The sequence below is a fragment of the Streptomyces sp. NPDC001980 genome, assembly GCF_040296885.1.
GTDB lineage: Bacteria > Actinomycetota > Actinomycetes > Streptomycetales > Streptomycetaceae > Streptomyces.
On the sequence record NZ_JBEOYD010000021.1, the window covers coordinates 12,396 to 39,328 of the forward strand.

Here is a 26,933-nt window from a genome sequence, read left to right on the forward strand (position 1 = left end):
GGCTGCCTGGCGCCTAATGTCGGCACCATGAGCAATCAGGAAAACGCCGAGTACGCCCCCGAGCACACCCCCCGCCTCTCCTGGGCACAGCACGCGCCCGAGGTCTACAAGGCGATGGTCCGCCTGGACGGGGCCGCCCGTAAGGGCCTGGACGCCAAGCTGTTCGAGCTGGTGAAGATCCGCGCCTCGCAGCTCAACCACTGTGCGTACTGCCTCGACATGCACACCAAGGACGCGCTCGCGGCGGGCGAGAGCATCGCGCGCATCGTTCAGCTCAGCGCGTGGGAGGAGTCGAAGCACTTCTACACCGAGCAGGAGCTCGCCGCGATCGAGCTGACCGAGGCCGTCACCGTGCTGACCGACGGCTTCGTGCCGGACGAGGTCTACGAGCGGGCCGCCAAGCACTTCGACGAGGTGCAGCTGACGCAGCTGATCGCCTCGATCATCGTGATCAACTCCTGGAACCGGTTCGCCGTGACGACCCGCATGGTCCCCGGGCACTACACGCCGGGACAGCACGGGTGAGCAAGGCCGAGGTCTTCCGGGCGCTGCACCACAGGCGCCCGCCCGGCGACCCCCTGGTCCTGGCCGGCCCGTGGGACGCGGCGAGCGCCCGGGCCCTGGTGGCGGCCGGGTTCCCGGCGCTGGCGACGCCGAGTGCCGCGGTGGCGGCGAGTCTGGGGTACGCGGACGGCGGGACCCCGGCGGCGGAGATGTTCGCGGCCGTCGCGCGGATCACGCGGGCCGTGGACGTGCCGGTGTCGGCGGACGTGGAGGACGGCTACGGGCTGGCGCCGAAGGAGCTGGTCGAACGCCTGCTGGCGGCCGGGGCGGTCGGCTGCAACCTCGAGGACTCCGGCGGGGGTGTCCTCAAGGACCCGCACGAGCACGCCGAGTGGCTGGCCGAGGTCCGCTCGGCCGCCGGTGACCGGCTGTTCCTCAACGCCCGCGTCGACACCTTCGCGCGCGGCGTCACCGACCCCGACCGGGCCATCGAGCGGGCCGCGCTGTACGTCGCGGCAGGCGCCGACTGCATCTACCCGATCGACGCCCCCGTCGCCGTGCTCCCCCTCCTCCGCGCCGGCATCGAGGGCCCGCTGAACATGTACGCCCGCGTGGACGGCGAGGGCCCCTCGCCCGCCGGACTCGGCGAACTCGGGGCCACCCGCGTCACGTTCGGACCTGGCCTGCTGCGGCTGGCCCTGCGGTCACTGCACGCGCTTGCGCGCTAGGCGCAGTACGCGCTGTTCGTCCCGGGGCGGAAGCGCCGGTACAGCACCGCGCCGGCCGCCAGCGAGGCCAGGCTCACGGCGGCCGGCGCCCAGGGGCTCGCCGCTCCCGTCTGGGCGAGCGTGTCGGTCGTCCGCTGCCGCACGACGGTGGTCCGCCGCGGGTGCGCCTTGGCCGGGTGCTGGGGCTCGTGGTGAACCCGCGGCGTGTCCGGTGTGGGCGCGTCGGGCTGGTCGTCCGAGCCGTTGCTCGACTCGTTGCCGAAGACCGGGTTGAGGGCACCCACCAGGTTCGCGCTGTTGCCGCTGATGTTCACGGGCACGTGGACCGGGATCTGCACGAGGTCGCCGGAGAGAATTCCCGGCGAGTCGTGGGCGGTTCCGTCGGCCGTGGCCCGGCCCGACGTCCTGGAGCCCCCCTTCCCCGGCGCCTTGTGACCCTCGTTGTGACCCTCGTTGGAGCACTTGTTGCCCATCGCGGGGTTCAGCAGCCCGACCACGTCCACGGTGTTCCCGCACACGTTCACCGGGATGTCCACCGGCAACTGGACGGTGTTGCCGGACGCCAGCCCGGGCGAGCCGCTCGCGGTGCCGTCCGCGGCGGAGTCGGCGTGGGCCGTCCCCGCGACTGCCATCGCACCAGAGGCGACGGCCATGGCGATCACACTGTTCCGGGTAACCCGTTTCATGGGGTACCTGCCCTTCCAGACGCGTCGCGGGCAGTCACCCGGACTCGGTGAAACGTTGGGAAAATGGCTGAGTAGCAAGAAGAGAAGTGGCCTGTCAGGTCAGAGCGCCTGGTTGTTGCAGCCCATGTCCGAGCCGAGGTGGCTCTGCTGGGCACCCGGGTTCCCTTCGCCGTTCAGCAGGTTGCCCGCCAGGCCGGTGAGGGCGCTGACGTTGCCGAGCACCTCGATGTTCATGTCGTGCGAGCGGCACTCGGTGCCCTGGGTGACGTCGATGTCGTGGCCCGGCTCACCGTGTGCGAAGGCCGTGTTGCCGCCGATCGAGCAGACGCTGCCGAGGACGGCGGCGCCCACGAGGAACGCCTTGTGGAACGTGCGCATGGATTCTCCGTTGGTCGAGCGGACGGTGATCCGCTGCGGATCGAATGGACGGTGCGGACGATGACGGGAGGGCGTCAGCCGAGGCGGGGAAGCCCCAGTTGGCCGACGGGAGGCGCCGCGACCTGGCCGAGGCCGACCGGTGCGAGCCCGGGCACGCCCGCGCCGAGTACGGGGTTGATGAGCGGGTTCACCTGCGGGTTCACCTGGGGGTTCACCTGCGGGGTGACGCGCGTCGGACCTTCCGGGGCGTAGCCCTGGGGAACGGCCAGCTGCGGGGCGACCTGCGGCATGACCTGAGGCATGACCTGCGGTACGACCTGCGGCGGGGCGGGCTGCGGCTGCGGCTGGGGGTACTGCGGCGGCGGAGCGTACTGCTGCTGCGGGTACGCGGGAGCGGCCTGCGGCTGGGCGTACTGCTGGGGCGGCGGCGCCTGCTGGTACTGCGGCTGCGGGGCGTACTGCGGCTGCGGGTACGCCGGGGCGGTGGTGGCCTGGGCCGAGCCCTGCGACGAGGCCGAGGCGGCGGCGTAACCGGTCTGCTGCTGAGGGTACGGCTGGGGCGGCGGCGCCTGCTGGTACTGCGGGGGCGGCGGGGCCTGCTGGTACTGCGGCGGCGCGGCCTGCTGCTGCGGGTAGGCGGGGACGGTGGCCTGGGCCGAGCCCTGGGTCTGGCCGGCGGCATAGGGGGCCTGCTGTGGAGCAGGTGCCGGAGGCGGGGCCTGGGGATACGGCTGGTCCGGAGCCGGCACCGGAGCCGGACCGCCGTATCCGACGGGAGCAGCGTCGGCATAGCTGACGCCGGCGCCGATGGCGGACAGACCGCCGGCCGCTGCCAGAACGAGCGCGGCCTTGTGAAGCTTGCGCATGAAACCCTCGGCCCTTCGATACCTGGAGATGAGAAAGTCCATTGCCTTCAGTGCGGTCGCGCGTGCAGACGGTGCGGCAATGACACTGCACTTTCAGCAGCGGTACTCCTGAGCAGCACGCGAACTTCGCATCGGAGTCGGCAGCGATTCGCCTCGTTCTCCTCAGGTCCTCGGCCGCCGCCCTCTCCCCACCGGAACGAGGAATGTCCGGCGATGGTCACGGGAATTCTGAGTCGCGTCACCCAATTGCCGTCACCGATACGGGCGTTGCCGCTCATATGCCTTTCGGCAAACGGGTGACACGACACCGCGCCCGTATCCGGGTCCGCACGCCTCTCGTTCCCCACAGGGTGAGGGCGAAGGGCCATCCCAGCCGCCCGGGGCGGCGACCAGGCGATAACCGCGCCACCCCATCAGTCATTTCATCAGGTTCCGTGCACAGATCAAATGAAGAGCCGAGGATTTCATGCGCAAGTTTCGGCAGGTCGCGCTCATCGTCGCAGCAGCCGGCGGTCTGACCGCTGTCGGTGCCGGCCCCAGCTCCGCCGCTCCCGTCTCCTACGGGACCGGGCCCACCCCCGTCTCCCAGCCGGACGCCCAGGCCGCCGCGGCCACCTCCGCCCAGGCGACCGCGCAGACGTACGGCGCACCGGCCCCGCAACAGGCCCCGCAGCGCGGCACCGAGGTCGCGCCGCAGCTCAACCCCCAGCTGAACCCGCAGATCAGCCCCCAGATCTCGCCGCAGGCCCCGCAACAGGCGCAGGGCGGACCGGTGGAGCAGAACAACCTGTTCCGTCCGTACCAGGAGTGCAGCCCGCAGTCCCTGCTCGACGCGAACGTCCCGGTCGCCCTGCTCGCGGCCTCGCAGACCCGGGGCATCGAGTGCAGCCAGGCCAACAGCCAGTCGAACGCCCTCGCCAGCGCACAGCGCCAGGGCTGACGGCCGTTCGACTCTTCGGGTGTTTCTGCCGTGTATCGCAGAGAACCGCGCGTCGTTGCCAGATTTGCCCTATTAGGTACTAATCTCCCGTAATTGTAAAAAGTCGATCTTCCGCAGATCGCAACCCCCCACTCCACGGAGATGACATGCGCAAGCTTCGCAACGCCGCCGTCCTGGTCGCCGCTCTCAGCAGCATCGGCCTCGTCAGTGGCACGGCTTACGCCGGCGGCGACGGCCACGGGCACGGCGGCGGCGGCGACAAGTTCAACATCACCCAGAGCTCCCACTGCAAGTCGCACGACCTGAACCTCGACGTCCTCGGCGAGGTCGGTCTGCTCAACGGCCTGCTGGGCAGCGCCCTGAACGGTGAGGGCAACCCGGGCGCCCAGGCCACCAACCTCGGTTCGACGATGGGCTGCAACAACAGCGCCTTCTGAGGCCGGTAACAGCAGCCTTCCGAGGCTCCGTCCGACGCCGCGGCGCCGGACAGTGAATGGTCCCGGCGCCGCGCGCCGGGACCATTCGTGTGTGTCGACTGGTCTTCAAGGCGGGGAAATACAGCGGTATTCGGCGCGTCGCGCGGTTATCTCGGGTATTTCGTATCAGCCTTTATGACACAGATCGCGATTTCCCGCAGATCGCATCCACCTCATTCATCGGAGATGACATGCACAAGCTCCGCACCGCCGCCGTTCTCGTCACCGCTTTCGGGAGCTTCGGGCTCCTCGGCGCCGGCGCCGCCCACGCCGACCAGGGCTGGGGCAAGAAGGGCGACGAATTCAACATCCAGCAGAGCAGCAGCTGTAAGTCGCACGACCTGAACCTCGACGTCCTCGGCGAGGTCGGCATCCTCAACGGCCTGGGCGGCAACCTGCTGAACGGCGAGGGCAACTCGGGTGCGCAGCAGTCGTCCCTGGGTTCGTCCATGGGCTGCAGCAACAGCGCGCTCGGCAAGTAGGGCGAAACAACAGTCCCCGGTTTCCCGGCCAACGGCCGGGAAACCGGGGACTGTTGTTTGTGCGGCCCTCAGAACTCGATGTGCGGCCTCTTGAAGCCCTTGGGCAGCTCCGCCTTGTTGGAGCAGTCCACGACCTCCCCGGCGCTGGTGGATCCCTCACCCACCATCTGGTCGTCCGGGAACAGCACGCGCGGCCGGTCGGAGGTCGAGCAGTCCTGCGCCTGCTTGACGACGTGCGTACCGTTCTTGTCGATACGCGACTCGCTCTTGTGAACGCAGACGGTGCCGCCCTGGGCGGTGGTCCTGCAGTCGCCCGGGGACGGGTCCGCGTACGCGTGCCCGGCGCCGACACAGAGCGCGGCGAGACTTCCGACGAGCCCCGAGACGGTGGCGATCTTCCGTGCAGTGAACATGAGTTGTCTTCCTCTGCGAAGGGCGACGCAAAGCAGCCCGGACGCATACCTCGACGGAGTCGGGGTGCGTCCGGGCTGCCTTCGCCATGGTTGTCACTCAGCACACCGGCGAACGGACCGAAGCGGTGCCGGTGCGGGGTACCGAGTTCGTGCGGGGTGCGTTTTTACTCGCCACCCTGGTTCTGGTCGTAACCGCCCTGCTCGGGACCGGAGTTCCCCTGCTCCTGCGGCTGCGCCTCGGGCTGCGCCTCGGGCTGCGCCTGCGGCTCGGCCTGCGGAGTGGCGTAGTAACCACCGCCGACGGCCAGGGCGTTGGCCGCCGAGTTGGCCACGGCAGTGATCTGCGGAGGCGCGTCCTCGCCACCGGCGGCGGAGCTGACCCCGGCACCGAGGAAGGAGAGCCCCGCAACCGTCGCCGCTACGAGTGCGACGCGCTGAAACTTACGCATGATTGACCCTTTCTGGTCCAGGCGGTAACGCCCGGCTCGACTACTTAGTGTGAGCATATACACACATTACGTAGTCAACCGAGGATCTACGCCCGCCATGTTGCGCATCAGCCCCGTCTGCCGTATCGGCGCTACCGGCCACCGACCGGAAGGATCCGGCCGATGACACGGAACGGGTCGCCGGGCGACTCCGGCTCGTCACCCTTCTCCACGGGCGCCACCCCGACGGTTCCGGGGGAACAGGTCACCTCGGGCCCGAGCCGCTCCGTCCCCTGACCCAGGACGGCGGGCAACTGCACGGGCTGCACCGGCTTGCAGGTCTCCTGGTGCGGCGGGGTTCCGCCCTCGGGAACCTCGCCCTTGATCCGCTGGGTGCAGGTGAGGTTGCCCATGAGATCGTCGGTGCACTTGCCCGGACCCGCCGCGGCGTACGCCGGGGCGAGACCGGCGCAGGCCACGGCGAGGCCGCCGACGAGCCCCGAGACGGCCGCGATCTTCTTCCCGCTGATCTTCCCGCTGAACATGCGATGCGCTTTCTGTCGTGAGGACACCCGCCGAACTCAGCCGGTGAAAGCCTGGTTGTACTGGCCGCAGTTGGTGTCGAGGGTGTCGGCGAGGCCGAGCACACCGATCGGGACGTCGTTCTCGGACACCGTCTGCGGGCTGCACTCCTGGTAGGGGCGGTAGTGGTTGGACACCTGCGGCCCACTGTCGTAGGCATCGGCCACGGCGGGGGTGGCACCGACGGCGGACAGGCCGCCGGCGGCCGCCACTGCTGCGATCACGACCTGCTGAAGCTTGCGCATGGAACCCTCGGTCCTTTGCTCATACGGCGAATTGGTTGCCTAGCGTGATTGCACGAACACTAGCAGTAGCGGGATAAGGCGTTCCACAACGGACATCCAACCCGAGGGTGACATAGCAACACATAATCACCTTATGGGCGGGGGGAGTTGGGTCAGGAGAGCGCCAGCTCCGCGGGCCGCGGGCGATCGGGGGCGGGCACGGAGAGGATCAGGTCCCGCAGTCTCTCGACATACCGCCGCACGTTCTTGTAGGCGATGTCGGTGTCCGGGTAGCGGCAGGCGAACCAGAGTCCTTCGTGCAGCCGGTTGACCCAGGCGCACACCTGGTCGCCGTACGACACCCGGAGCAGCCCGTACGCCTTCTGCTCGGCCCAGTCGTCCGCGCCGGGGATGAGACGGGCGTCCACGTACGAGATGATCGAGTACATGTCGGGCGAGGTCGGCCGGAAGTCCGTGCCGAGCAGCCGCAGTACGCGGGCGAGCGGGATGCGCGCCAGCGACCGGTTGGCCCGCAGCTCGGCACGGACCGTGTCGAGCGCGGTCTCCAGGTCCCGCGCCGCGGGTACCTCGATGGGTGCGCCGCCGACGTACCAGCCCACCGAGTCCGACCACGCGGACTTCAGCCGGGTGTGGAACGGCACGACGGTGCGGTAGACCGGCTGGCCGCCGAGTTCGTGGACGATCAGACTGGTCGCGGCCAGGATGCCCACCAGGCTGCCGCCGTAGGGGCGGCAGTACGCCTCGAACGCGGCTGCGGCGGCCGCGTCGACGAGCGGCTCGCACACCAGCTTCTGGGTGGGCAGCACCCCGCCGGGCTCCAGCCCGAGGTCGACGGGGAACTCCGGGAGCCGGCCGCCGCACCGGGCGATGAACTCCCGCCAGCGCGTGACGATGGCGTGGGTGTCGTCGATGCCGTCCGCGTTGGCCCGCTCCTGCTCGCAGAAGTCGACGTAACTCCCCACGGAGGGACCGGTGACGGGGCTTCCCGTGACGGCCGCCGCGTACAGTCCGTTGATCTCCTCCGGGAGCCGGTGGATCGAGTAGGCGTCGACGTTGGTGTGGTCGAAGGCCATGTACACGCTGGTGGAGTCCTCGCGTACGACCGCCGTGTAGATGAGGTTCGGCCAGCCGAGCGCGTCGGCCGCGGCGTCGAACCGATCCTGCAGGTACCGGGTCAGCGCCCCCGCGTCGGTGAACTCGCCGACCACTTCGCGGTGCAGCGACACGTCGTTCTCGGCGAGTGTGAACCGCTGCATGTCGTCACCGGCCCACCGGAAGCCGCTGCGCAGCGTCTCGTGCCGCAGCGTCCAGCCGCGCAACGCCCCTTCCAGCGCGTCGAGATCGACCGGGCCCGGCAGGTCGAACGCAGCGCCGAGCCAGGTCGGTACGAACAGTCCGTCCTCCCGCACCGACCGGGCCGTTCTGATGTGCGACTCCTGGATGTACGCCGGTGGTCGCGGATCCGGCGGCAGCGCCGCCGCGGCCGCGATCGTCACCGGGCTGAACCTCCACTCGACGAGCCGTCCGGGCCGGATCTCACAGCGCTGGATGTCAGAAATTCGCACGGTGGCTCTCCTTCGCAGAAGACACCAGCTTCATCGTCAACGGCAAGCCGTACGCGCGCGATGATCGCTGTGTCGCCGGGATTTCAGCGGGATGTGTGACATCTCGAACGGACAAGCGCCCCCACCTCACTCGTACCTGTAGATCCCACGCACGTCCTCCAGTTCGGCCGGCGTGACGTCCCACGGCGGCAGCCGTTCGTGCCGGGCCACGACCCGGCCGCGCTGGGGGTCGCCCGCGCCGGGAGGTTCGGTGGGAAGGTACGTGTGTCCGGGGTGCCGTTGCTGCCAGCGGGTCCACAGCAGGTCGACGAAGGAGTGATGCAGCCAGAACACCGGGTCGTTGACGGAGGCGGCGCTGACCATCACCCCGCCGACCCAGTGGTGGACCCGGTTGTGGTTCCGCCAGGAGACGCTGCCCCGGCCGCTCCCCCAGCCTTCCAGCTTGTTGCGGTAGCCGCGGGTGACGGCCGAGTTCCAGGGCCAGCTGTCGTAGACCGGGTCGGCCAGCGCGAACTCGACGTCGCGGCCGGTCGGCAGCTGGATCGGGGCACGGGCGTGGCCGAGATCGCGGGTCAGGTAGTGCACGTCGGTCACGTTCTCGGTGATCTTCCAGTGGCCCGCCCGGTAGGCGAACGGACCCGTCATCACCTGCCGGTCCGAGCGCCGTCCGTTGCCGCCGAGCAGATCATCGGTCCACGGCAGGGAGTTCGGCGCCCGGTCACGGGTCCAGTCCCAGTACGGCACCGTCACCGACGCGTCCACCCTGCGCAGCGCGCGCTCCAGTTCGAGCAGCAGCCTGCGGTGCCAGGGCAGGAAGGAGGGTGCCATGTGGGCGGTGCGCAACCGGTGTTCCCGGTCGGCGGAGTTGTGCGCGATGTGGATCCGGACGAACTCGTCGTACTCACCGCGGCGTTTGACCTCCAGCAGAGCGTCCACGAACCGGCGCCGCTCGGCTCGGGTCAGCTTGTTGACGTTCTTCCGGGTGTAGACCACGTGCGCCTCCCTCGGGCATCGGCCGGAGGGGTAACCGCCGGACATACCTTCGGGTCACCCGCCTACGGCCGGACCGGTGACGGGGCACCACGCCCGGCGGCGGGCTCAGGACAGCCACCGCTTCCACACCTCGGGGTGGCCGTCCACCCACTTCTTCGCGGCCTCCTCGGGGCTCAGCTTCTGGTCGGCGATCATCAGGGAGACCTGGTCCTGGTCCTCGGTCGTCCACGTGAACTTCTTCAGGAAGGCCGCCGCCTTGCCCCCGCTGTGCGCGAAGTCGGTGTTGAGGTACTTCTGCAGCGGGGTGTGCGGATAGGCGCAGGCGACCTTGGCCGCGTCGGCGTCACACCCCTCCTTGTACGCGGGCAGCCGCACCTCGGTCATCGGCACCTTCTTGAACAGCCACTGGGGTGCGTACCAGTACGTGAGGAAGGGCTTCTTCTCCTTGGCGAACTGCTTGATCTGGGTGATCTGGGCGGCCTCGGAACCGGCGAAGACGACCTGGTAGTCCAGCTTCAGGTTGCTCACCAGCGCCTTGTCGTTGGTGACGTACGACGGTGAGCCGTCCAGGAGTTGCCCCTTGCCGCCGCTCTCCGCGGTGCGGAAGAGCGAGGCGTACTTGTTCAGGTTCCGCCAGTCGGTGATGTCCGGGTGCTGCTTGACGAGATAGGTCGGCACGAACCACCCGATGTGCCCGGTGACCCCGAGCTCCCCGCCCCGGCTGATGGTCTTCTTGTCCTCGACGTACCGCTTCTCCTGGTCCGGGTGCCCCCAGTCCTCCAGGATCGCGTCCACGCGTCCCTGGCTGAGCGCGTCCCAGGCCGGGACCTCGTCGACCTGCACGGTGTCGACGCGGTACCCCAGCTTGTGCTCAAGGAGGTACTGGGCGACAGCCACATTCGACTGCGCGCCGACCCAGGACTGCACGGACAGGGTCACGGTCTTCGACCCCTGCGCGTTGGCGAACGGCGAGGCCTGCTTGGTCATGTCGGCGGCACCGCAGCCGGTGGCGAGGACGAGGACGGAGGCGGCGGCGACGAGTGTCGTACGGCGCATGGTCACGCTCCCTTCCGCGTACGGCGTTCCGTGGGCTGGGTGACCCGGTCGAGCATCAGCCCCAGGCAGACGATGGCGGCACCGGCCACCAGCCCGGTCGCCAGGTCGCCCTGGGCCAGACCGAAGGCGACGTCGTACCCGAGGGCGCCACCGCCCACCAGGCCGCCGATGATGACGACGGCGAGGACGAGTACCACGCCCTGGTTGACGGCGAGCAGCAACGCGGGCCGTGCAAGGGGTAGTTGGACCTGCAGCAGCTGCTGACGGCCGGTCGCGCCGAGCGACCGCGCGGACTCCAGGGCGGCCGGGTCCACCTGGCGCAGCCCCTGCGCGGTGATCCGTACGACGGCCGGCAGCGCGTAGACGACGGCGGCGGCGACGGCGGGCGCCCGGCCGACACCGAACAACGCGACGACCGGGATGAGATACACGAACTGCGGCATGGTCTGGAAGACGTCCAGGACGGGACGCAGCGCGCGCTCCACGCGGTCGCTGCGGGCGGCGGCGATACCGGTCGCGAAGCCGAGGACGAGCGTCACGGCGACGGCCGCGAGGACCTGGGACAGCGTGTCCAGCGACGGTTCCCACACCCCCAGCACTCCGATCGCGGCCATCGCGAGGACGGCGGTGAGCGCGGTGCGCCAGGTGCCGATCAGCCAGGCCAGGGCGGCGACCACGAACAGCACCGCCCACCAGGGCAGCCACTGCAGCCCGGAGCGGACGGGGTCGAGGACCCAGGTGGTGAAGTGCCCCGCCAAGTCCGCCGTACCGCCGACCACCGGCACGCCCGAGTACAGATGCGCGGTCATCCAGTCGACGGCGCGGTTGACCGGTTCGGCGAAGTTCAGCGTCCAGGCGGTGGGCCAGTCGAGGCGGCCGAGGAGCCGGGCGGCGAGCGCGACGGCGACGGTGGCGCCGAGGCCGTACAGGAGGCCGACGGGGGGCTTCCGGACGTCGCCGCGCTCACCCGCCGCCGCGGTGATGCGGTCCAGCACGACCGCGAGGAGCACGATCGGAATACCGGCGGCGAGGGCCGCGCCGACGTCGACCGAGGCGAGGGCCTGGTAGACACGGTCGCCGAGGCCGCCGGCGCCGATGACGGAGGCGATGACCGCCATCGACAGCGCCATCATGATCGTCTGGTTGAGGCCGAGGAGGAGTTCCCTGCGGGCGAGCGGGAGGCGGGCCGTCAGCAGCCGCTGCGCGCGGGTGGCCCCGAGCGACTCCACGGCCTCCAGGACCTCGGGGTCGGCGCCGCGCAGGCCGAGGGCGGTGAGCCGGGCCATGGGCGGGGCGGCGTAGACGACGGTGGCGAGGACGGCCGCGGGGACGCCGATGCCGAAGACCAGGACGACGGGGAGGAGGTAGGCGAAGGCGGGCAGCACCTGCATGGTGTCGAGGACCGGGCGCAGGGCGCGATTCAGCCGGTCGGAGAGCCCGGCGCCGAGCCCGAGCACGAAACCCACGGCCACGGACGCGAGTACGGCCACGACCATCAGCGCGAGGGTCTGCATCGTCGGCACCCACATGCCGAGCGCACCGCAGGCGAGGAACGCGGCGGCCGTACCGGCGGCGAGCCGCATCCCCGCGACGCGGTGCGCGACAACGGCGGCGACCACGGTGACACCGGGCCAGCCCGCGGCGAGGAGGGTGAGGTAGACGGCACGGACGGTGAGGACGACGGCGTCGCTGATGTAGCCGAAGAAGTAGAGGAAGAGGGGGTGGGTGTCCCGGTTGTCGATGACCCAGTTACTGGCGGAGGTGAGGGGGGAGGAGAGGTCGACGGTGAGGTGGTGGGGCCAGGGGGCGGACGCCCAGTGGGCATTGGCGACGGGGACCAGGACGGCGGCGATCAGCGCGAGGGCCAGGAGCTTACGGGCGGCTCGGCCGGCGGGGAGCGCCACTTGACGAGGGCTCGGCACAGTGATCGTCGCCATCAGACGTCCTCCGGACTGGTGCGCGGGGCGGGGGGTGTCACTCGCCCGCGCTCGCGGGGTGCCGCCGCGCCCGCGGCTGGGTCGTCATGACTGCCGACGGCTGGGGAGCGCCCCTTCAGGGGCGCGGGGAACTGCGCGACCGGCCCCCGACCGCCCGCGGCCGAAGTGCTGCCCGTACCCGCCTTCGCCACGACGGCGAGCAACGTGTCGGCGTCGACCACGCCGACGCAGCGGTCCCCGTCCACGACCCGCGCGGGGACACCGGCCTCCGCGACCACCTCGATCGCCTCGGCGACCGTCGCCTCCGGGCCGACCGCAGGGCCGTCGGGCGCCTCGGTCTCCGCCGGCGCCCGCATGGCGGAGCGAACCGTCATCACCTGCTCGCGCGGCACGTCCCGGACGAACTCACGGACGTAGTCGTCGGCAGGCGAACCGACGATCTCCTCCGGGGTGCCCAGCTGAACCACCCTGCCGTCCCGCATCAGGGCGATACGGTCGCCGAGCTTGAGCGCCTCCGACAGGTCATGGGTGATGAAGACCATCGTGCGGCCCTCCTCGCGGTGCAGGCGGACCACCTCCTCCTGCATGTCCCGCCGGATCAGCGGGTCGAGCGCGCTGAACGGCTCGTCGAAGAGGAGGACCTCGGGGTCGACGGCCAACGCCCGTGCGAGGCCGACCCGTTGGCGCTGGCCGCCGGACAGCTGGCCGGGGCGCCGCTGCTCCATCCCCTCCAGGCCGACCTTGGTGACGACCTCGGCGGCCCGCGCGCGCCGCTCGGCCCTGCGCACCCCCTGGATCTCCAGGCCGTACGCCACGTTGTCGAGGACGGACCGGTGCGGGAGGAGCCCGAAGTGCTGGAAGACCATCGCGGCGCGGTGCCGGCGCAGTTCCCGCAGCCGTCCCTTGTCCATCGCGCGGACGTCCTCGCCGTCGATCGCGATCCGGCCGGCCGTCGGCTCGATGAGCCGGGTCAGACAGCGGACCAGGGTCGACTTCCCGGAGCCGGACAGGCCCATCACCACGAAGACCTCGCCCTTGCGGACGTCGAAGGAGACGTCGCGGACCGCGGCCGTGCAGCCGGTGCGGGTGCGGAGTTCGGCCGCGGGCAGGCCGGTCAGTCCGGGGTCCGCCGGGACGCGGTCGGCCTTGGGGCCGAAGACCTTCCACAGGCCGTCGACGGAGAAGACAGGGGTCGTACCACTCATCACGCACCGCCCTTCAGGAGGTCCACGGCCCGTTCGCCGACCATCAGCACCCCGATCATCGGGTTCACGGCCGGCATGGCCGGGAAGACGGAGGCGTCGGCGATGCGGATGCCGTCCAGGCCGCGGATCCGCAACTCGGGGTCGACGACGGCCAGTCGGTCGTCGGCCGCGCCCATCCGGCAGGTGCCCGCCGGGTGGTAGACCGTGTGCGCGACCTTGCGGGCGTACTCGCTCAGTTCCGCGTCGCCGACGATCTCCGGACCGGGGCACACCTCGCGCTTCAGCCAGCCCGCCAGCGGCTCGGTCTTCGCGATCTCGCGGGCGATGCGGATGCCGTCGACGAGGGTGCGGCCGTCGTAGTCGACCTCGTCGGTGAAGTAGCGGAAGTCGAGCGCGGGCTTCACGGACGGGTCGGCGCTGGTCAGGTAGAGGCGGCCGCGGCTGCGGGGCTTGGGGATGTTCGGGGTCATCGAGACGCCGTGCGCGGGACGTTCGTAGCCCAGGCGCTCGGGGTTGTCCGTGAACGGGACCTGGTAGAAGTGGAACATCAGGTCCGGGCCCGCCTGTTCGGGGTCGCGGCGGACGAACAGGCCCGCGTCGGAGTCCATCGCGGAGTTCTCCGGGATCGGGCCGTTCGTCTCCCAGACGATCACCGACTCGGGGTGGTCGAGGAGGTTCTCGCCGACGCCCGGGAGGTCGTGCGCGACCGGGATGCCGAGGGCTTCGAGGTCCGGCGCCGGGCCTATGCCCGAATGGAGCAGCAGCCGCGGGGAGTCGACGGCGCCCGCGCACAGGACGACCTCGTTCCGGGCCCGTATCAGCAGGTCCTCGCCGTCCTTCGTGCGGACGTGCACGCCCTCGGCGCGGGTGCCGTTCAGTTCCAGGCGGTACGCCCAGGTCTCCAGGAGGACATGCAGGTTGGGGCGCTCGTCCAGCACCGGGTGGAGGTAGGCCACCGACGCGCTCGACCGCTTGTTGGTCTCGGGGTGGTAGGCGAGGTCGAAGAAGCCGGCGCCCTCGGTGAACGGCCGGCGGTTGAAGCCCTCCACGCGCGGGACGCCCAGCGCCTCCTGGGCCGCGTCCACGAAGTCGCGGGCGATGGCGTTCCGGTCCTTCTCGTCGACCGGGACGATGTTGTTGAGGAGGCGGGCGTAGTAGGCCTCCATCGGCACCGCGCCCCAGCCCTTGGCCCCCGCCTCCTCCCACTCGTCCCAGTCGGAGGGCAGCGGCTTGAAGGAGATGAGGGTGTTGTGGCTGGAACAGCCGCCCAGTACCCGGGCGCGGCTGTGCCGGATGTGGGAGTTGCCGCGCGGCTGCTCGGTGGTCGGGTAGTCGTAGTCCAGCTCGCCGCCGAGCAGGCCCATCCAGCGGCGCAGGGTGAGGACGTCGTCGCGGCCGACGTCGCTGGGGCCGCCCTCGATGACGGCGACGGTGACGTCGGGGTTCTCGGTGAGGCGGGAGGCTATGACGGAACCGGCGGTTCCGCCGCCGATGACGACATAGTCGTAGGTCTGGTGGGACATGGGGGGGGGTACTCCAAAGGGCTTACTGGCTCGCTGGCTCGCTGGCTCGCTGCTGCGAAGGCTTCTGGCGGACGGTGGCCGGGTGGGCTCAGCCGGCGAACCAGCGCACCGGCTTCGGCGCGAGGTTCTGGTAGACGTGCTTGGTCTCGCGGTACTCGGCGAGCCCGGCGGGTCCCAGCTCGCGGCCGGTCCCGCTCTTTCCGAAGCCGCCCCACTCCGCCTGCGGGAGGTAGGGGTGGTAGTCGTTGATCCACACCGTGCCGTGCCGCAGCCGGCCCGCGATCCGGCGGGCCCGGCCGGCATCCGCGCTCCAGACGGCGCCCGCGAGTCCGTACTCGGTGTCGTTGGCGAGCGCGACCGCCTCGTCCTCGGTGCGGAAGGTCTCCACGGTGAGGACCGGGCCGAAGACCTCCTCGCGTACGACCCGCATCTCGCGGTGGCACTGGTCGAGGACGGTCGGCTCGTAGAAGTAGCCGGTGGCCGGGCGGTCGGCGGACGGTTCGGGGCGCTTGCCGCCCGCGCGCAGCACCGCGCCCTCCGCCAGCGCCGACGCCACGTACGCCTCGACCTTGGCGCGCTGCTGCTCGGAGACGAGCGGGCCGCACTCGACGCCGTCCGCGGTGCCCCGGCCGAGCCGGATCCGGGCGGCCCGGCGGGCGAGTTCGGCGACGAACCGCTCCCGGACCGGCTCCTCGACGATCAGCCGGGCGCCGGCCGAGCAGACCTGGCCGCTGTGGATGAACGCGGCGTTGAGGGCCTGGTCGACGGCGGTGTCGAAACCTTCCTGCGTGGCGCAGGCGTCGGCGAAGACGACGTTGGGGTTCTTGCCGCCCAGTTCGAGGGCGACCTTCTTGACGGTGGGTGCGGCGGCCTGGGCGACCTTGGTGCCGCTGACCAGGCCGCCGGTGAAGGAGACCAGGTCGACGTCCGGGTGCTCGGCGAGACGGGCGCCGACGGTGTGGCCGGGGCCGGTGACGAGGTTCGCGACCCCCGCGGGCAGCCCGGCCTCGGCGAGCAGCTCGATCAGCGCGATCGTCGTCAGCGGGGTGAGCTCGCTCGGCTTGACCACGAACGTGTTGCCGGCCGCGAGCGCCGGGGCGATCTTCCAACTCGCCTGGAGGAGCGGGTAGTTCCAGGGCGTGATCAACGCGCACACGCCGACCGGTTCGGATACGACGACGCTGTGGATGTCGGCCGAGCCCGCGTCCACCACCCGGCCCGCGCCCTCCGCGGTGACCAGGTCGGCGAAGTAGCGGAAGGCGTCGGCGACGCAGTCGATGTCGACGCGGCCCTCCTCCACGGTCTTGCCCGCGTCCCGGCTCTCCAGGAGACCGAGCTGTTCGCGGTCGCGTACGAGGAGGTCGGCGACCCGGCGGAGCAGGGCGGCGCGCTCGGCGACGGGGGTCCGGGGCCAGTCGCCGGTGTCGAAGGCGCGCCGGGCGGCGGCCACCGCCGTCTCGGCGTCCTTCTCGTCGCCCTCGGCGACCACGGTGAAGTGCAGGCCGTCCGCGGGGTCGATGATCTCGCGTGTCGCGCCGGAGACCGCTGCCAGCCAGTCGCCTCCGGCATGGATGGTCGCTCGTGCCGTGCTGTCCGCCATGATCGGTATTGCCTTCCGTTCCTGTTCGGTGCCCCTGCGTGACATCCGGGTCACACTCGGGGACCGCCAGCACCTGCCCTCGGCCTCGGATTGCATGCGCAATCGTCGGCCGAAAGTGTGCGGCGTCACTGAACAGTCGGACAGAACGGAATAAAACCCCCGAGGAGGGCGATGGCCCTCGGGTTCAGGGCGCGGTGCCCGCCGATGCGGTGGGCGTGGCATGCCGGGGCTTGCTCTTGGTCGAGATCTGGCCGACGAGCTCCCAGAAGCAGACCAGGGCGGTGACGGGCGGAATCCCGAAGATGACTAAGGACAGCAGCGCATGGGAGGAGTGGCTGATGCACAGGGCCACGGCCACGACGGAGGCGGCCAGCACGACGCACCAGGACCGCCGCGCGCTCCGGCGCTGCGCGGTGGCCCGCAGAACGGACAGCGCCGCCACGAACCACGGGCCGTAGACCGTCAGCGGCCAGTACCGCGCCAGCCCTCCGGGGAGCACCGACGAGGCGATGCCGCGCAGCTGCGCGTAGGAGTAGCAGAGCGACCAGGCCAGCATGGACACCGCGCACAGCGAGACCATCGCGATCAGGATCGTGATGTGCGTGACGCTCCGGCCGCCGTCGAGCAGGTGGGAGTCATGGCGGACCCGATGGCGGACCCGCCGGCGACTGCCCCGGCGCTGGGCCGGCACGTCCAGCAGGGTGGGGGCCGTGGTCACACCGGTCGGTGCGGACAGTATCTGCGCCAGCTCCTCGACCGGGTCCCAGTCGCTCGGCGCGACGTCCGGCTCCGGGGCACCCCAGGCGTGGTCGTAGAGACCGGGGTGGTCGTAGAAGCCGGTGTGGTCGTAGAGACCCGGCCCCGAGTCGTGCTGAATCCCGTCCATCGATTACCTCCGCACCCGCCTCAGAACGCCCCGTACAGATTTGCCAAGGTCCGCCGATATTCATTTTCCATCGCATTGATTCTCGTCAGGAAATCATCGAGCAGGTCCGAGCATGAGGTGATATCCATACCACCGGGCCAACGGAGCACAGTTGTCGGATGATCTTCGGCTGCGCACCAGTCCAATCGCGTCACGGTCACCTAACGACCGTCACACTGGGTGGGATTTGGAGCGTTCGGGGGAATTCCGTCACCCGGAAGAGAAGTTATATAATTCCCACGGGGTCACAGTCGAAGAAATTGTAAATATGCGGGAGATTGCGCTCCGTGAATACTGAATTTAAATGAACGGCGATGCGACCGGGTGGGGAGACCGGTCGGGGGGACCGGATCGCCGCAGGTCAGAAGTCCGCCGGCGGACCGGCGGATCCTCCCCCACGCGTCCGTCGATCGACTCCCGGATCAGGTCGGCCTGCCCGACGTGTCGGTGCCGCTCCAGAGAACCGATCAGGGTGTCGAGTTCGGTGCCGGCGACGGGCGGTTCCCACCACACGTCCGACCGGGTGCCGTCAGCCCTGCCCCGAAGGCTACGCCCCGGCACCGACAACGGCCCCGGCCCCCTCGGTCACCAACTCCCGTACGCAGCCCCGCAGCCAGGCGTGCGCCGGGTCGGCGTCGTGGCGCGGATGCCAGGCCAGGCCGAGGGGGACCGGCGGCAACGGCAGCGGGACCTCGAAGGTGACGAGACCCAGGGCGGTGGCCAACGGGACTCCCCAGGAGCTGATCAGGCCGATCAGGTCCGAGTCGCGCAGCACGAAGAGGGAGGCCGGGAAGGTGCCGACGGTACCCACCACCCGGCGTTCCAGACCGAGTTCGGCCAGCGCGGCGTCGACGGGGCCGTGCAGCTTGCCGCGCCGCGAGACGTTCAGGTGACCGGCGACGGTCGCGAACCGCTCGGGCGTCAGCTCGCCGGCCAGCAGCGGGTGTCCGGACCGTACGACGCCGACCATGCGGTCCTCCTGGAGATGTTCCACCCGCACCTCGGGCGCGGTGGTGTCGATCGCCCCGACCTCCAGGTCGGCCATGCCCTGCCGCAGGTACGGCAGGTCCACGTGGGCCTCGGCGAGGAAGCGGATGCGGATGCCGGGCGCCTCCGCGGCGGCCCTGGCGAAGAGGACGGCGGCGTGGGTGCCGGCGATCGCGTCCGGGCCGATGATCGTGAAGGTCCGGGAGACGGTCCGCAGATCGGTGTCCCGGCCCGGCGCGAACAGCGCCCGCGCGCGTTCCACCACCGCGCTCACCTCGGCGCGCACGGCCAGCGCGTGCGGGGTCGGCACCATCCGGCGCCCGGCGCGCACCAGCACCGGGTCGCCGAGGGCTCTGCGGATCCGGCCGAGGGTGCGGCTCATGGCCGGTTCGGACAGATGCAGGCGCCGCGCGGCCCCCTGCACGCTCTGCTCCTCCAGGAGCACGTCCAGCGCGACCAGCAGGTTCAGGTCGAGGCCGGCGGGGGATCCCGCGGATTGCGTCATACGCAGTCGTCCCTTGCAAAGGTTGCACTGGAAAGCAGGTCAGCGCCGAGCCTACGGTGACAGGGCAGCCCACACCACCCACCAGCTCCCGGGAGGAGCCGTGCCCTCGCACGCCCTGAAACGCCCCGTCCTGCTCGTCCTGTGCGCCTGCGTGCTGGTCGCGCAGAGCATGGTCGCCGCCATCAACCTGCTCATCCCCGAACTGGCCGCGTCGTCCCTGCACCCCTCGCACAGCGAGATCCTGTGGACCGTCGACGCCTACGTCATCGCCTTCGCAGCCCTGCTCATCCCGGCCGGCGCGCTCGGCGACCGGCACGGCCGCAAGGGCGCCCTGCTCGCGGGCCTCGCCCTGTTCGCCGCCGGCGCGGCCACCAGCGCGCTCGCGCCGGATCCGGCCGTGCTGATAGCGGGCCGCGGCCTGTCCGGGGCCGGGGCCGCGCTGATCACCCCGGCCACCCTGTCGATCCTGGTCCGCCTCTCCGCCCCCGAGCGGCGCGCCCGCGCCCTCGCCTCCTGGACCCTGGCCCTCGGCCTGGGCGGCGCGGTCGGCAACCTGGGCGGCGGCCTGGTCGGTCAGTTCCTGCCCTGGCGGGCCCTGTTCGCCGCCATGGTCCCGCCGGCCGCCCTGCTCGCCCTGGCCGTCGCCCTGGTCACCCCCCGCACCGACCGCTCCGCGCACAGCAACCTCGACCCGCTCGGCACCGTGCTCCTGACGGCGGGCCTGGTGGCGGTGCTGTTCGGCATCATCGAGGGCACGACGTACGGCTGGACGTCGGCGCCCATCCTCGGCTCCTTCGCGGCGGGCGCCGCACTGACCACGCTCTTCACCGCGCACGCCCTGCGCTCGCCGCGCCCCCTCTTCGACCCCCGCGTCTTCGCCTCCGCCCGGCTGCGCTCGGCGTCCCTCGGCACGGCGGCCGGCTTCTTCGGCCTCTTCTCCCTCTTCTTCGTCAACTCGCAGTACCTGCAAGGTGTGAAGGGCTACGACGCGGCCGTGACCGGCGTCGCGATCATGCCGCTGACGATCGGGATGGCCCTGGTCCCGAGGCTCGCCGCCCGCTGGGCGGGCCACCCGCGCGCGGTCGTCGGCGCCGGGCTCGCCCTGATCGGCCTCGGCCTGCTCGGCGCGTCCACCGTCGATGCGGCCACGCCGTACTGGCTGTACGCCTGCTGGCTGCTGGTCATCTCGGCCGGCACCGGCCTGTCGATGCCCGCCCTCACCCTCGGCGTGGTCAGCTCGCTCCCGCCGCACCAGGCGGGTCTCGGCTCCGGCCTGGGCACCACGGCCCGGGAGACCGGCGCGGCCCTCGGGGTCGCGGTCACCGGCACGATCCTGTCGGCACACAGCGACCTCGCCTCCGGGATGGGCCCGGCCCTGCGTACCGTCGCGCTGCTGGTGCTCGCGGCGACGGCGCTCGTGGTGGCCGGATACGGCGGCCGCACCCCGACACGCACTATCGCGTCCGGTCCGGAACACGTACTATCGCGTTCTACCGGCGCCTGAGCAACTCCCCGCACACCCCGGCCCGTTGAGGAGCCCCGATGCCCGCCCTCCTGTCCCCCGTCCTCGACCTGCTGACCCTGCGCGGCACCGTCACCGAGGCCGAACAGATCACCACCCGGATGCGCCGCCTGCGCATCGACGGCGACCAGCTCGCCGGCCTCGACGTCCGGCCCGGCCAGCAGGTCCGGGTCCTGGTCACCGGCCTGACCCTGCGGACGTACTCGGTCTGGCACTACGACCCGTCCGGCGTGGTCGAGCTGTGCGTCCTCGACCACACCGAGGGCGGACCGGGCGCCCGGTGGGGCCGGACCGTCGGGACGGGAGAGCAGGTGCGGCTGCGCAGGCCCGAGGGCACCTTCACGCTGCGCCCCGACGCCGACCACCACGTCTTCGTCGGCGACGAGACGGCCGCGGTCGCCTTCGGCGCGATGCTCGCGGCGCTGCCCGAGGAGGCCCGGATCTCCGGCTGCGTCGAGACGGAGACGGCCGCCGACCGGCTGCCCCTCACCCACGCGGAGCGCCTCGACTGGGTGCTCCGGACCGAGACCTCGCTGCCGGAGGCGGTACGGCGGCTCGCTCCCGAACCCGGCGGGGTGGCGTACGTCGCCGGGGAGGCGCGGGCCGTGCAGGCGGTGCGGAAGGTGCTGGTCCAGGAGGCGGGGTGGGACCGGCGCGCGGTGCTCACCAAGCCGTTCTGGACACCGGGGAAGCGGGGGATGGAGTAACGCCCACCGGACGCGAACGGGCCCCGCTCCGGAGGAATCCGGAACGGGGCCCGTCGGGGTATCGGAGGCTCAGATGAGGCCGAGGGCGCGGACCGCCTCGCGCTCCTCCGCCAGCTCCTGGACCGACGCGTCGATGCGGGCGCGGGAGAACTCGCTGATCTCCAGGCCCTGGACGATCTCGTACTTGCCGTCCTTGGTGGTGACCGGGAAGGAGGAGATCAGGCCCTCCGGGACGCCGTAGGAGCCGTCCGACGGGATGCCCATGGAGGCCCAGTCACCGTCGGCGGTGCCGTTGACCCAGGTGTGGACGTGGTCGATGGCGGCGTTGGCGGCGGAGGCCGCGGAGGACGCGCCGCGGGCCTCGATGATGGCCGCGCCGCGCTTGGCGACGGTCGGGATGAACTCCTCGGCCAGCCACTTCTCGTCGTTCACGACCTCCGCGGCGTTCTTGCCGGCGACGGTGGCGTGGAAGATGTCGGGGTACTGGGTGGCGGAGTGGTTGCCCCAGATGGTCAGACGCTTGATGTCGGCGACCGTGGAGCCCGTCTTCTTCGCGAGCTGGGTCAGCGCGCGGTTGTGGTCGAGGCGGGTCATCGCGGTGAAGCGCTCGGCCGGTACGTCCGGCGCCGCGGCCTGCGCGATCAGCGCGTTCGTGTTGGCCGGGTTGCCGACGACCAGGACCTTGATGTCGTCCGCGGCGTGGTCGTTGATGGCCTTGCCCTGGGGCTTGAAGATGCCGCCGTTGGCCTCCAGGAGGTCACCGCGCTCCATGCCCTTGGTGCGCGGGCGGGCGCCCACGAGGAGGGCGACGTTGGCACCGTCGAAGGCGACGTTCGGGTCGTCGCTGATGTCGATGCCCTGGAGGAGCGGGAAAGCGCAGTCGTCGAGCTCCATGGCGGTGCCCTCGGCGGCCTTCAGCGCGGGGGTGATCTCCAGGAGGCGGAGCCGGACCGGCACGTCCGCGCCGAGCAGCTGGCCGGAGGCGATGCGGAAGAGCAGGGCGTAACCGATCTGGCCGGCCGCGCCGGTGACGGTGACGTTCACGGGAGTGCGGGTCATGGCGTTCTCCGTATGACAGCTGGCGGTGGGCGTCCTTGCCCTGGGTGCCCTGGGGTGCGGACGTACAAATGATCGATCTCTTGGTATCAAGAGATCCACCGCTCAGGCTATCGCGCATCAAGGATGCCGGAGGGCGAGGGGTCGGTGTGGCTCACCCCACAAAAGAGGCGGCCGCCTGTCCGGGAGAGGTGAGACAGGACGGCCGCCACTCGGGGGTACCGGTTTCCGGACTCCCGTGGGGGGATACGTGTCGCGTGCCCAGGATGGAGGCCGGCATTCCTGTGTGCCGACGATTTCTTCGCGGGCCTCGTCCTCGAACGCCGGACAGGCTGATACGCAGCCGTCTCCTACGTCGTGCAGCCTGTCTGCCCCGACGCCAGCGTGGCGCAGGCCTTCGCCGCCGCCGCGTCCCGCACCGCCACCATCGGCGTGTACGCGATCGTGTCGCCGGCGGCCGTGATGTCGCCGCGTTCCGTGGTGGTGCCGGCCGTGACCCGGACCGAGTCGCCCCGGGCCGCGCCCGTGATCCGGCCCCACGCGGCGCCGCAGGTCCGGCTGTAGCGGACCTCCAGCGTGGTCGCGCCGACCGTGACGGTCTTCGCGGTGGTCACGAGGTCGCCGCTGCACCCCATGGCCTCCGCGTCCTTGCCCGTGCAGCCGGCGCCCGCGCACTTCACCCCGGCCGGGAGGTCGCTGCTGGTGGCGGTGGACGGGGTGGCCGAGACGCCGTTGCCCTGGTTCTTCCTGCCGCCGCCGTCGCCTCCGGTGAAGAAGAGGACCGCGGCGATGACCACGACCACCCCGACGACCCCGGCGAGGAACATCGTCAGCCGCCGCCTGCCACCACCGGACGGGGCCGGGGACGGGGGCGCGGCCGGGCCGCGGGCGCCCGGGCCCTCCCGGCGGTTCGCGTCGGGTGCCGTCGGCTGGGGCGGGATGGTGGGCGAGACGCCCGCCGGTCCGGCGATCCCCGGCATCGCCACCGCGCTGCCCGCCAGGCGCGGCGCCTTGCCGCCGTCGGCGCCGGAGGACGTGGCCGGCGGTGCCCCGAACTCCCCGAGCGCGGCCCGCGCCTGGGAGATCCGGATCGCCTCCATGGTCATGTCGTGGCGCATCTCCGAACGGCTCCAGGCCCGTTCCGCCAGCTCCCACATGGTCGTGAGGTGGACGGGATCGGTCTCGGTGACCTCGGCGAGCGCGACGACCGCGCCCTTCGGTGCCAGCAGACGGCCGCTGAGATAGCGCTCCCAGGACGTCCTGGCGTAGCCGGTGCGGTCGGACAGTGCCGCGACGCTCAGGCCGCTGCGGTCCACGAGCCGCCGCAGCTGGGTCGCGAACTCCTTGACCTGCGGATCGAGTTCGTCCGGCAGGGCTTTCCAACGAGGCATTGCTTCCCCCCTCTTCCCCCGGTCCTCTTCCCCCGGTTCGGTGCCGTGTCTTCCCCCGCGTTTCCCCTCGCGCGGTGCCCCCGCGCCGGTCCCCGTTCTGGCTACCCAGCGGGATGCGGCGGTCCCGGAGAACAGTCCCCGAGCAGGGGGCGCACTGGAGCATCGACCCGTCCGGCATGCACCGTTGCACGCCGCCCGCCCTACGGTCCAACGGGCCCTCGGCTCGTCCCGATTGGACACGTTAGCCCGGTTGTGAGTCGACTCCGTGACATATCCGCGAACTTGTCAACACATCGACACACCGGTCATCCAGCCGTGACCTCGCAGGTCACAGGGGGCACAGCTCACCCGAGAGCCACGGCGCCGACGACCGCCACGAGGAGCAGGGCGAGCAGCAGCAGGACCGCGTACAGCAGCAGGCGGCCGTGCGGGCGGGGCGCCGGTTCCTGTGCCGGCCGGTCCCACCACGGGAGGGTCGGATCGTCCTCGTACCCCTCCGCCTCCCCCGCGCCCGGCGGACGGTCCGGGTCCGGCGGGGTCGCGGGGCGCGGCCAGGCCTCGACGGCGAGCTCCCAGCGCACGGCGTGCCGTTCGGCGTCCGCACCGGCGAGGCCCGCGACCCGGCACAGCGCGACGACGGCCTGGCGGGGCGGTGGCTGCACGGCGTTGAGATAGCGCTGCCAGGAGGACTTGCTGTACGCGGTGCGGGCGCCCAGCGCGACCAGGCTGAGGCCGGTGTCGTCCTTGAGGAGCCGCAACTGCTCCACGAAGTGCCGCACCTCCGGCGGGAGTCCCTCCGGCAGCGGCTGCCAGCCGCCCATCACGCACCTCCACGGCGTGCCTCGTTGCCAGTTCGTTGCCAGTTCAGAGCGGGTGACGACGGTGGGCGGCCCGCCGGTTCCCGCAGGCAGTGGCAGTACGGGCGGCCCGTGGCGGAACTGTCACCTCTCTGCCACAGCCGGCCGACAGCCGTTGAACAGCCGCCGCGCGGTGGGAAGGCTGATTCCCGACGGCGGTCCGTCCTGCTCGGGGGAGGGGACGGGCCGCCTTTCGGCCAGGGAACCCGCTAGCTCTTCATCGTGAAATGCAGCGTGTCCTTCAGATAGGGGATCACCAGCCACGGCTTCGGCTGCGCCATCAACGCCAGCAGCACGATCGCCAGCCCCAGCACCCCGTACGTGGCGATGTCCGTGAACCGCGACCGGACCGCCAGCATCCCCACGCTCGGCAGTATCCACCGCATCACCGCCCCGGCCAGCAGCGCCGCCCCGATCAGCAGCGCGCCGACCCGGAACTGGTCCAGCGAGGTCAGCAGCAGCCCCACCGCGACGGTCGCCAGCACCGCCAGCATCGGCCACTGCCGGGCCGGTGCCGGCAGATCCCCCGACGCGGCCCTGCCGCCCCCTTCGGGGCGCGCCGTGTCCCGGGTGAACAGCGGGAAGCGCCGGGTCGCCCGGCGCCCCGCACCCTGCTCGTGACCGCGGTCAGCCGGCACTGCGCTCCGCCGCCTCGACCACGTTGACGAGCAGCTCCGCGCGGGTCATCGGCCCGACCCCGCCGGGGTTCGGCGAGAGCCACCCGGCGACCTCGGCGACCCCGGGGTGCACGTCCCCGACGATCTTGCCGTCGGCGTTGCGGGAGACACCGACGTCGAGGACGGCGGCGCCCGGCTTGACGTCCTCGGGGCGGATCAGGTGCGGGGAGCCGGCGGCGGCGATGATGATGTCGGCGCGCTTCAGGTGCGACGCGAGGTCCCGGGTGCCGGTGTGGCACTGGGTCACCGTGGCGTTCTCGCTGCGCCGGGTGAGCAGCAGCGGCATCGGGCGCCCGATGGTCACACCGCGGCCGACGACCACGACCTCGGCGCCCTTGATCTCGACGCCGTACCGGCGCAGCAGGGTGAGCACCCCGTTGGGGGTGCAGGGCAGCGGCGCGGGCTCGCCGAGCACCAGCCGGCCGAGGTTCATCGGGTGCAGGCCGTCCGCGTCCTTGTGCGGGTCCATCAGTTCCAGGATGCGGTTCTCGTCGATGCCCTTGGGCAGCGGGAGCTGGACGATGTAGCCGGTGCAGGCGGGGTCGTCGTTGAGCTCGCGGACGACCGCCTCGATCTCCTCCTGGGTCGCGGTGGCCGGGAGTTCACGCTGGATGGAGGCGATGCCCACCTGCGCGCAGTCGCGGTGCTTGCCGGCGACGTACTTCTGACTGCCGGGGTCGTCCCCGACCAGGATCGTGCCGAGGCCGGGCGTGACGCCCTTCTCCTTCAGCGCCGCCACGCGGGCGGTCAGATCGGACTTGATCGCTGCTGCGGTGGCCTTGCCATCGAGAATCTGGGCGGTCATGGCTCCATCCTCGCGGATGCCGGTCTCCCGGTTCCAGTCGGGTGTGCGGTCAAGATCAATGATGTTGCACTTGCACAACACATCGCGAATCAGGGTGGACAACAACACGCCCGTACTAAACGATGAGCGGCGCAGTATCGCGGTCCGATGGGGGGCAAACCGCTCAGATCATGACGTACCTCCGTCTTTGTCCGCGTCGTCCCCGCAGGTCAAACGGAGGAAACCCGTCATGAGTTTCGGCGCGCCCAACAACCCCTACGGTCAGCCGCAGGACCCGCAGCAGGGCCAGCCCGGCTACGGCTACCCGCAGCAGCCCGGCTACCAGCAGGCCCCGCAGGGTGTGCCGCCGCAGCAGGGTTACGGCTACCCGCAGCAGCCGGGTTACCCGCAGCAGGGCGGTTACGGCTACCCGCAGCAGGGGTACGGCGCGACGCCGCCGTACGCGAACTGGGGCTGGCGTTTCCTGAGCAGGCTGATCGACTCGCTGCTGTACGGCATTCCGTACGTCCTCGTGCTGGTGGGCGCCGGCAAGAGCACCCCCGCGCTGACGATCATCGGCTTCCTCGGCCTGATCGGCCTGTTCATCTACCAGATCATCCTGGAAGGCCGTACCGGCCAGAGCCTGGGCAAGAAGGCGGTCGGCACCCGCACGCTCAAGGAGGAGACGGGCCAGCCGATCGGTGCGGGCATGGCGTTCGTGCGCCAGCTGGCCCACATCCTGGACGGCCTGCCCTGCTACCTCGGCTACCTGTGGCCGGCGTGGGACGCCAAGCGTCAGACCTTCGCGGACAAGGTGTGCGGCACGATCGTGATCCGCAGCAACTGAGCGGTCGCCGAAACACTCCAAGGGCCGTGTCCCCCGCTGCGGGGGACACGGCCCTGGTGTTCGGGCTC

General features: G+C 71.2%; 29 protein-coding genes. 8 read left to right on the forward strand and 21 right to left on the reverse strand.

Annotated elements, in window-relative coordinates; genetic code table 11:
• Nucleotides 1-27: 27 nt before the first annotated feature.
• The gene (locus ABT137_RS28800; RefSeq protein WP_351500229.1) at nt 28-525 is read left to right on the forward strand and encodes a carboxymuconolactone decarboxylase family protein; all 498 of its coding nucleotides are present in this window, start codon (nt 28-30) and stop codon (nt 523-525) included.
• Nucleotides 522-1,232 (forward strand): isocitrate lyase/PEP mutase family protein, encoded by a 711-nt coding sequence (locus ABT137_RS28805; protein WP_351713934.1) that lies wholly within the window; start codon nt 522-524, stop codon nt 1,230-1,232. The genes ABT137_RS28800 and ABT137_RS28805 overlap by 4 nt, the downstream gene beginning before the upstream one ends.
• Here ABT137_RS28805 and ABT137_RS28810 read toward each other — a convergent pair.
• The 3 genes from ABT137_RS28810 to ABT137_RS28820 form a co-directional block, all read right to left on the reverse strand.
• Entirely contained in the window at nt 1,229-1,885 is a 657-nt protein-coding gene (locus ABT137_RS28810) for a chaplin (protein WP_351713936.1), read from the reverse strand. The two genes, ABT137_RS28805 and ABT137_RS28810, sit on opposite strands and share 4 nt — an antisense overlap.
• A gap of 132 nt (nt 1,886-2,017) precedes the next feature.
• Nucleotides 2,018-2,296, reverse strand: a complete 279-nt coding sequence (locus ABT137_RS28815; protein WP_351713938.1) for a hypothetical protein — start codon at nt 2,294-2,296, stop codon at nt 2,018-2,020.
• 74 nt (nt 2,297-2,370) lie between these two features.
• Nucleotides 2,371-3,162, reverse strand: coding sequence for a hypothetical protein (locus tag ABT137_RS28820; RefSeq protein WP_351713940.1), 792 nt, complete (start codon nt 3,160-3,162; stop codon nt 2,371-2,373).
• Between the two features lie 466 nt (nt 3,163-3,628).
• On the opposite strand from ABT137_RS28820, the gene ABT137_RS28825 reads away from it, so the two are divergent.
• The 3 genes from ABT137_RS28825 (at nt 3,629) to ABT137_RS28835 (ending at nt 5,060) form a co-directional block, all read left to right on the forward strand.
• Nucleotides 3,629-4,102 (forward strand): hypothetical protein, encoded by a 474-nt coding sequence (locus tag ABT137_RS28825; protein WP_351713942.1) that lies wholly within the window; start codon nt 3,629-3,631, stop codon nt 4,100-4,102.
• A 146-nt stretch (nt 4,103-4,248) separates the two neighbouring features.
• Entirely contained in the window at nt 4,249-4,539 is a 291-nt protein-coding gene (locus ABT137_RS28830) for a hypothetical protein (protein WP_351713944.1), read from the forward strand.
• Between the two features lie 230 nt (nt 4,540-4,769).
• Nucleotides 4,770-5,060 (forward strand): hypothetical protein, encoded by a 291-nt coding sequence (locus ABT137_RS28835; RefSeq protein ID WP_351713946.1) that lies wholly within the window; start codon nt 4,770-4,772, stop codon nt 5,058-5,060.
• Between the two features lie 68 nt (nt 5,061-5,128).
• Here ABT137_RS28835 and ABT137_RS28840 read toward each other — a convergent pair whose 3' ends face one another.
• The 13 genes from ABT137_RS28840 to ABT137_RS28900 all read right to left on the reverse strand — a co-directional run bounded on the left by ABT137_RS28840 (nt 5,129) and on the right by ABT137_RS28900 (nt 19,024).
• Nucleotides 5,129-5,473: a hypothetical protein gene (locus ABT137_RS28840; RefSeq protein ID WP_351713948.1), complete on the reverse strand. Its 345-nt coding sequence runs from the start codon at nt 5,471-5,473 to the stop codon at nt 5,129-5,131.
• A gap of 164 nt (nt 5,474-5,637) precedes the next feature.
• A complete protein-coding gene (locus tag ABT137_RS28845) occupies nt 5,638-5,922 on the reverse strand; it encodes a hypothetical protein (protein WP_351713950.1) in 285 nt (94 codons plus the stop codon).
• 131 nt (nt 5,923-6,053) lie between these two features.
• Nucleotides 6,054-6,446, reverse strand: coding sequence for a hypothetical protein (locus ABT137_RS28850; RefSeq protein ID WP_351713952.1), 393 nt, complete (start codon nt 6,444-6,446; stop codon nt 6,054-6,056).
• Nucleotides 6,447-6,482: 36 nt separating this feature from the next.
• Entirely contained in the window at nt 6,483-6,728 is a 246-nt protein-coding gene (locus ABT137_RS28855) for a hypothetical protein (RefSeq protein WP_351713954.1), read from the reverse strand.
• Between the two features lie 152 nt (nt 6,729-6,880).
• Nucleotides 6,881-8,293 carry a condensation domain-containing protein gene (locus tag ABT137_RS28860; protein WP_351713957.1) on the reverse strand — a complete coding sequence of 471 codons (1,413 nt, stop codon included), beginning with the start codon at nt 8,291-8,293 and terminating at the stop codon, nt 6,881-6,883.
• Between the two features lie 126 nt (nt 8,294-8,419).
• Nucleotides 8,420-9,286, reverse strand: coding sequence for a tyrosinase family protein (locus tag ABT137_RS28865; RefSeq protein WP_351713959.1), 867 nt, complete (start codon nt 9,284-9,286; stop codon nt 8,420-8,422).
• Between the two features lie 105 nt (nt 9,287-9,391).
• Nucleotides 9,392-10,342, reverse strand: a complete 951-nt coding sequence (locus tag ABT137_RS28870; protein ID WP_351713961.1) for an ABC transporter substrate-binding protein — start codon at nt 10,340-10,342, stop codon at nt 9,392-9,394.
• A 2-nt stretch (nt 10,343-10,344) separates the two neighbouring features.
• Nucleotides 10,345-12,279 carry an ABC transporter permease gene (locus ABT137_RS28875; RefSeq protein ID WP_351713963.1) on the reverse strand — a complete coding sequence of 645 codons (1,935 nt, stop codon included), beginning with the start codon at nt 12,277-12,279 and terminating at the stop codon, nt 10,345-10,347.
• The gene (locus ABT137_RS28880; RefSeq protein ID WP_351713965.1) at nt 12,279-13,484 is read right to left on the reverse strand and encodes a quaternary amine ABC transporter ATP-binding protein; all 1,206 of its coding nucleotides are present in this window, start codon (nt 13,482-13,484) and stop codon (nt 12,279-12,281) included. The genes ABT137_RS28875 and ABT137_RS28880 overlap by 1 nt, the downstream gene beginning before the upstream one ends.
• Nucleotides 13,484-15,007 (reverse strand): GMC family oxidoreductase, encoded by a 1,524-nt coding sequence (locus ABT137_RS28885; protein WP_351713967.1) that lies wholly within the window; start codon nt 15,005-15,007, stop codon nt 13,484-13,486. The genes ABT137_RS28880 and ABT137_RS28885 overlap by 1 nt, the downstream gene beginning before the upstream one ends.
• 88 nt (nt 15,008-15,095) lie before the next feature.
• Nucleotides 15,096-16,607 (reverse strand): aldehyde dehydrogenase family protein, encoded by a 1,512-nt coding sequence (locus tag ABT137_RS28890; protein WP_351713969.1) that lies wholly within the window; start codon nt 16,605-16,607, stop codon nt 15,096-15,098.
• A 184-nt stretch (nt 16,608-16,791) separates the two neighbouring features.
• Nucleotides 16,792-17,493 (reverse strand): DUF2637 domain-containing protein, encoded by a 702-nt coding sequence (locus ABT137_RS28895; RefSeq protein ID WP_351713971.1) that lies wholly within the window; start codon nt 17,491-17,493, stop codon nt 16,792-16,794.
• Nucleotides 17,494-18,079: 586 nt separating this feature from the next.
• Nucleotides 18,080-19,024, reverse strand: a complete 945-nt coding sequence (locus ABT137_RS28900) for a LysR family transcriptional regulator (RefSeq protein ID WP_351713973.1) — start codon at nt 19,022-19,024, stop codon at nt 18,080-18,082.
• Between the two features lie 100 nt (nt 19,025-19,124).
• Between ABT137_RS28900 and ABT137_RS28905 the strand changes: the two genes are divergently transcribed.
• Together ABT137_RS28905 and ABT137_RS28910 are read left to right on the forward strand one after the other, a co-directional pair.
• Nucleotides 19,125-20,528, forward strand: a complete 1,404-nt coding sequence (locus tag ABT137_RS28905; RefSeq protein WP_351713975.1) for an MFS transporter — start codon at nt 19,125-19,127, stop codon at nt 20,526-20,528.
• Between the two features lie 38 nt (nt 20,529-20,566).
• Nucleotides 20,567-21,253 (forward strand): siderophore-interacting protein, encoded by a 687-nt coding sequence (locus tag ABT137_RS28910; RefSeq protein ID WP_351713976.1) that lies wholly within the window; start codon nt 20,567-20,569, stop codon nt 21,251-21,253.
• Between the two features lie 69 nt (nt 21,254-21,322).
• On the opposite strand, the gene ABT137_RS28915 is transcribed toward ABT137_RS28910, so the two are convergent.
• The 5 genes from ABT137_RS28915 to ABT137_RS28935 all read right to left on the reverse strand — a co-directional run bounded on the left by ABT137_RS28915 (nt 21,323) and on the right by ABT137_RS28935 (nt 26,039).
• Entirely contained in the window at nt 21,323-22,312 is a 990-nt protein-coding gene (locus tag ABT137_RS28915) for a malate dehydrogenase (protein WP_351713978.1), read from the reverse strand.
• Between the two features lie 347 nt (nt 22,313-22,659).
• On the reverse strand, nt 22,660-23,700 hold the full coding sequence (locus tag ABT137_RS28920; RefSeq protein ID WP_351713980.1) for a helix-turn-helix domain-containing protein: 1,041 nt from the start codon (nt 23,698-23,700) through the stop codon (nt 22,660-22,662).
• A 344-nt stretch (nt 23,701-24,044) separates the two neighbouring features.
• Nucleotides 24,045-24,521, reverse strand: a complete 477-nt coding sequence (locus ABT137_RS28925) for a helix-turn-helix domain-containing protein (protein WP_351713982.1) — start codon at nt 24,519-24,521, stop codon at nt 24,045-24,047.
• Between the two features lie 245 nt (nt 24,522-24,766).
• Nucleotides 24,767-25,195, reverse strand: coding sequence for a DUF3017 domain-containing protein (locus ABT137_RS28930; protein ID WP_351713984.1), 429 nt, complete (start codon nt 25,193-25,195; stop codon nt 24,767-24,769).
• Nucleotides 25,185-26,039 (reverse strand): bifunctional methylenetetrahydrofolate dehydrogenase/methenyltetrahydrofolate cyclohydrolase, encoded by an 855-nt coding sequence (locus ABT137_RS28935; RefSeq protein WP_351713986.1) that lies wholly within the window; start codon nt 26,037-26,039, stop codon nt 25,185-25,187. Before ABT137_RS28935 ends, ABT137_RS28930 begins: the two co-directional genes overlap by 11 nt.
• 229 nt (nt 26,040-26,268) lie before the next feature.
• Here ABT137_RS28935 and ABT137_RS28940 point away from each other — a divergent pair, with 229 nt between their 5' ends.
• The gene (locus ABT137_RS28940) at nt 26,269-26,865 is read left to right on the forward strand and encodes an RDD family protein (RefSeq protein ID WP_351713988.1); all 597 of its coding nucleotides are present in this window, start codon (nt 26,269-26,271) and stop codon (nt 26,863-26,865) included.
• Nucleotides 26,866-26,933 lie beyond the last annotated feature (68 nt).

Bases quoted from the DNA above. Each gene is read 5' to 3' on its own strand.
- ABT137_RS28840 (WP_351713948.1), bottom strand. From the start codon at position 5,473: ATGTTCACTGCACGGAAGATCGCCACCGTCTCGGGGCTCGTCGGAAGT.
- ABT137_RS28830 (WP_351713944.1), top strand. From the start codon at position 4,249: ATGCGCAAGCTTCGCAACGCCGCCGTCCTGGTCGCCGCTCTCAGCAGC.
- ABT137_RS28910 (WP_351713976.1), top strand. From the start codon at position 20,567: ATGCCCGCCCTCCTGTCCCCCGTCCTCGACCTGCTGACCCTGCGCGGC.
- ABT137_RS28900 (WP_351713973.1), bottom strand. From the start codon at position 19,024: ATGACGCAATCCGCGGGATCCCCCGCCGGCCTCGACCTGAACCTGCTG.
- ABT137_RS28855 (WP_351713954.1), bottom strand. From the start codon at position 6,728: ATGCGCAAGCTTCAGCAGGTCGTGATCGCAGCAGTGGCGGCCGCCGGC.
- ABT137_RS28890 (WP_351713969.1), bottom strand. From the start codon at position 16,607: ATGGCGGACAGCACGGCACGAGCGACCATCCATGCCGGAGGCGACTGG.
- ABT137_RS28940 (WP_351713988.1), top strand. From the start codon at position 26,269: ATGAGTTTCGGCGCGCCCAACAACCCCTACGGTCAGCCGCAGGACCCG.
- ABT137_RS28920 (WP_351713980.1), bottom strand. From the start codon at position 23,700: ATGCCTCGTTGGAAAGCCCTGCCGGACGAACTCGATCCGCAGGTCAAG.
- ABT137_RS28845 (WP_351713950.1), bottom strand. From the start codon at position 5,922: ATGCGTAAGTTTCAGCGCGTCGCACTCGTAGCGGCGACGGTTGCGGGG.
- ABT137_RS28870 (WP_351713961.1), bottom strand. From the start codon at position 10,342: ATGCGCCGTACGACACTCGTCGCCGCCGCCTCCGTCCTCGTCCTCGCC.
- ABT137_RS28815 (WP_351713938.1), bottom strand. From the start codon at position 2,296: ATGCGCACGTTCCACAAGGCGTTCCTCGTGGGCGCCGCCGTCCTCGGC.
- ABT137_RS28925 (WP_351713982.1), bottom strand. From the start codon at position 24,521: ATGGGCGGCTGGCAGCCGCTGCCGGAGGGACTCCCGCCGGAGGTGCGG.
- ABT137_RS28935 (WP_351713986.1), bottom strand. From the start codon at position 26,039: ATGACCGCCCAGATTCTCGATGGCAAGGCCACCGCAGCAGCGATCAAG.
- ABT137_RS28850 (WP_351713952.1), bottom strand. From the start codon at position 6,446: ATGTTCAGCGGGAAGATCAGCGGGAAGAAGATCGCGGCCGTCTCGGGG.
- ABT137_RS28835 (WP_351713946.1), top strand. From the start codon at position 4,770: ATGCACAAGCTCCGCACCGCCGCCGTTCTCGTCACCGCTTTCGGGAGC.
- ABT137_RS28895 (WP_351713971.1), bottom strand. From the start codon at position 17,493: ATGGACGGGATTCAGCACGACTCGGGGCCGGGTCTCTACGACCACACC.
- ABT137_RS28875 (WP_351713963.1), bottom strand. From the start codon at position 12,279: ATGGCGACGATCACTGTGCCGAGCCCTCGTCAAGTGGCGCTCCCCGCC.
- ABT137_RS28885 (WP_351713967.1), bottom strand. From the start codon at position 15,007: ATGTCCCACCAGACCTACGACTATGTCGTCATCGGCGGCGGAACCGCC.
- ABT137_RS28825 (WP_351713942.1), top strand. From the start codon at position 3,629: ATGCGCAAGTTTCGGCAGGTCGCGCTCATCGTCGCAGCAGCCGGCGGT.
- ABT137_RS28880 (WP_351713965.1), bottom strand. From the start codon at position 13,484: ATGAGTGGTACGACCCCTGTCTTCTCCGTCGACGGCCTGTGGAAGGTC.
- ABT137_RS28810 (WP_351713936.1), bottom strand. From the start codon at position 1,885: ATGGCCGTCGCCTCTGGTGCGATGGCAGTCGCGGGGACGGCCCACGCC.
- ABT137_RS28800 (WP_351500229.1), top strand. From the start codon at position 28: ATGAGCAATCAGGAAAACGCCGAGTACGCCCCCGAGCACACCCCCCGC.
- ABT137_RS28820 (WP_351713940.1), bottom strand. From the start codon at position 3,162: ATGCGCAAGCTTCACAAGGCCGCGCTCGTTCTGGCAGCGGCCGGCGGT.
- ABT137_RS28915 (WP_351713978.1), bottom strand. From the start codon at position 22,312: ATGACCCGCACTCCCGTGAACGTCACCGTCACCGGCGCGGCCGGCCAG.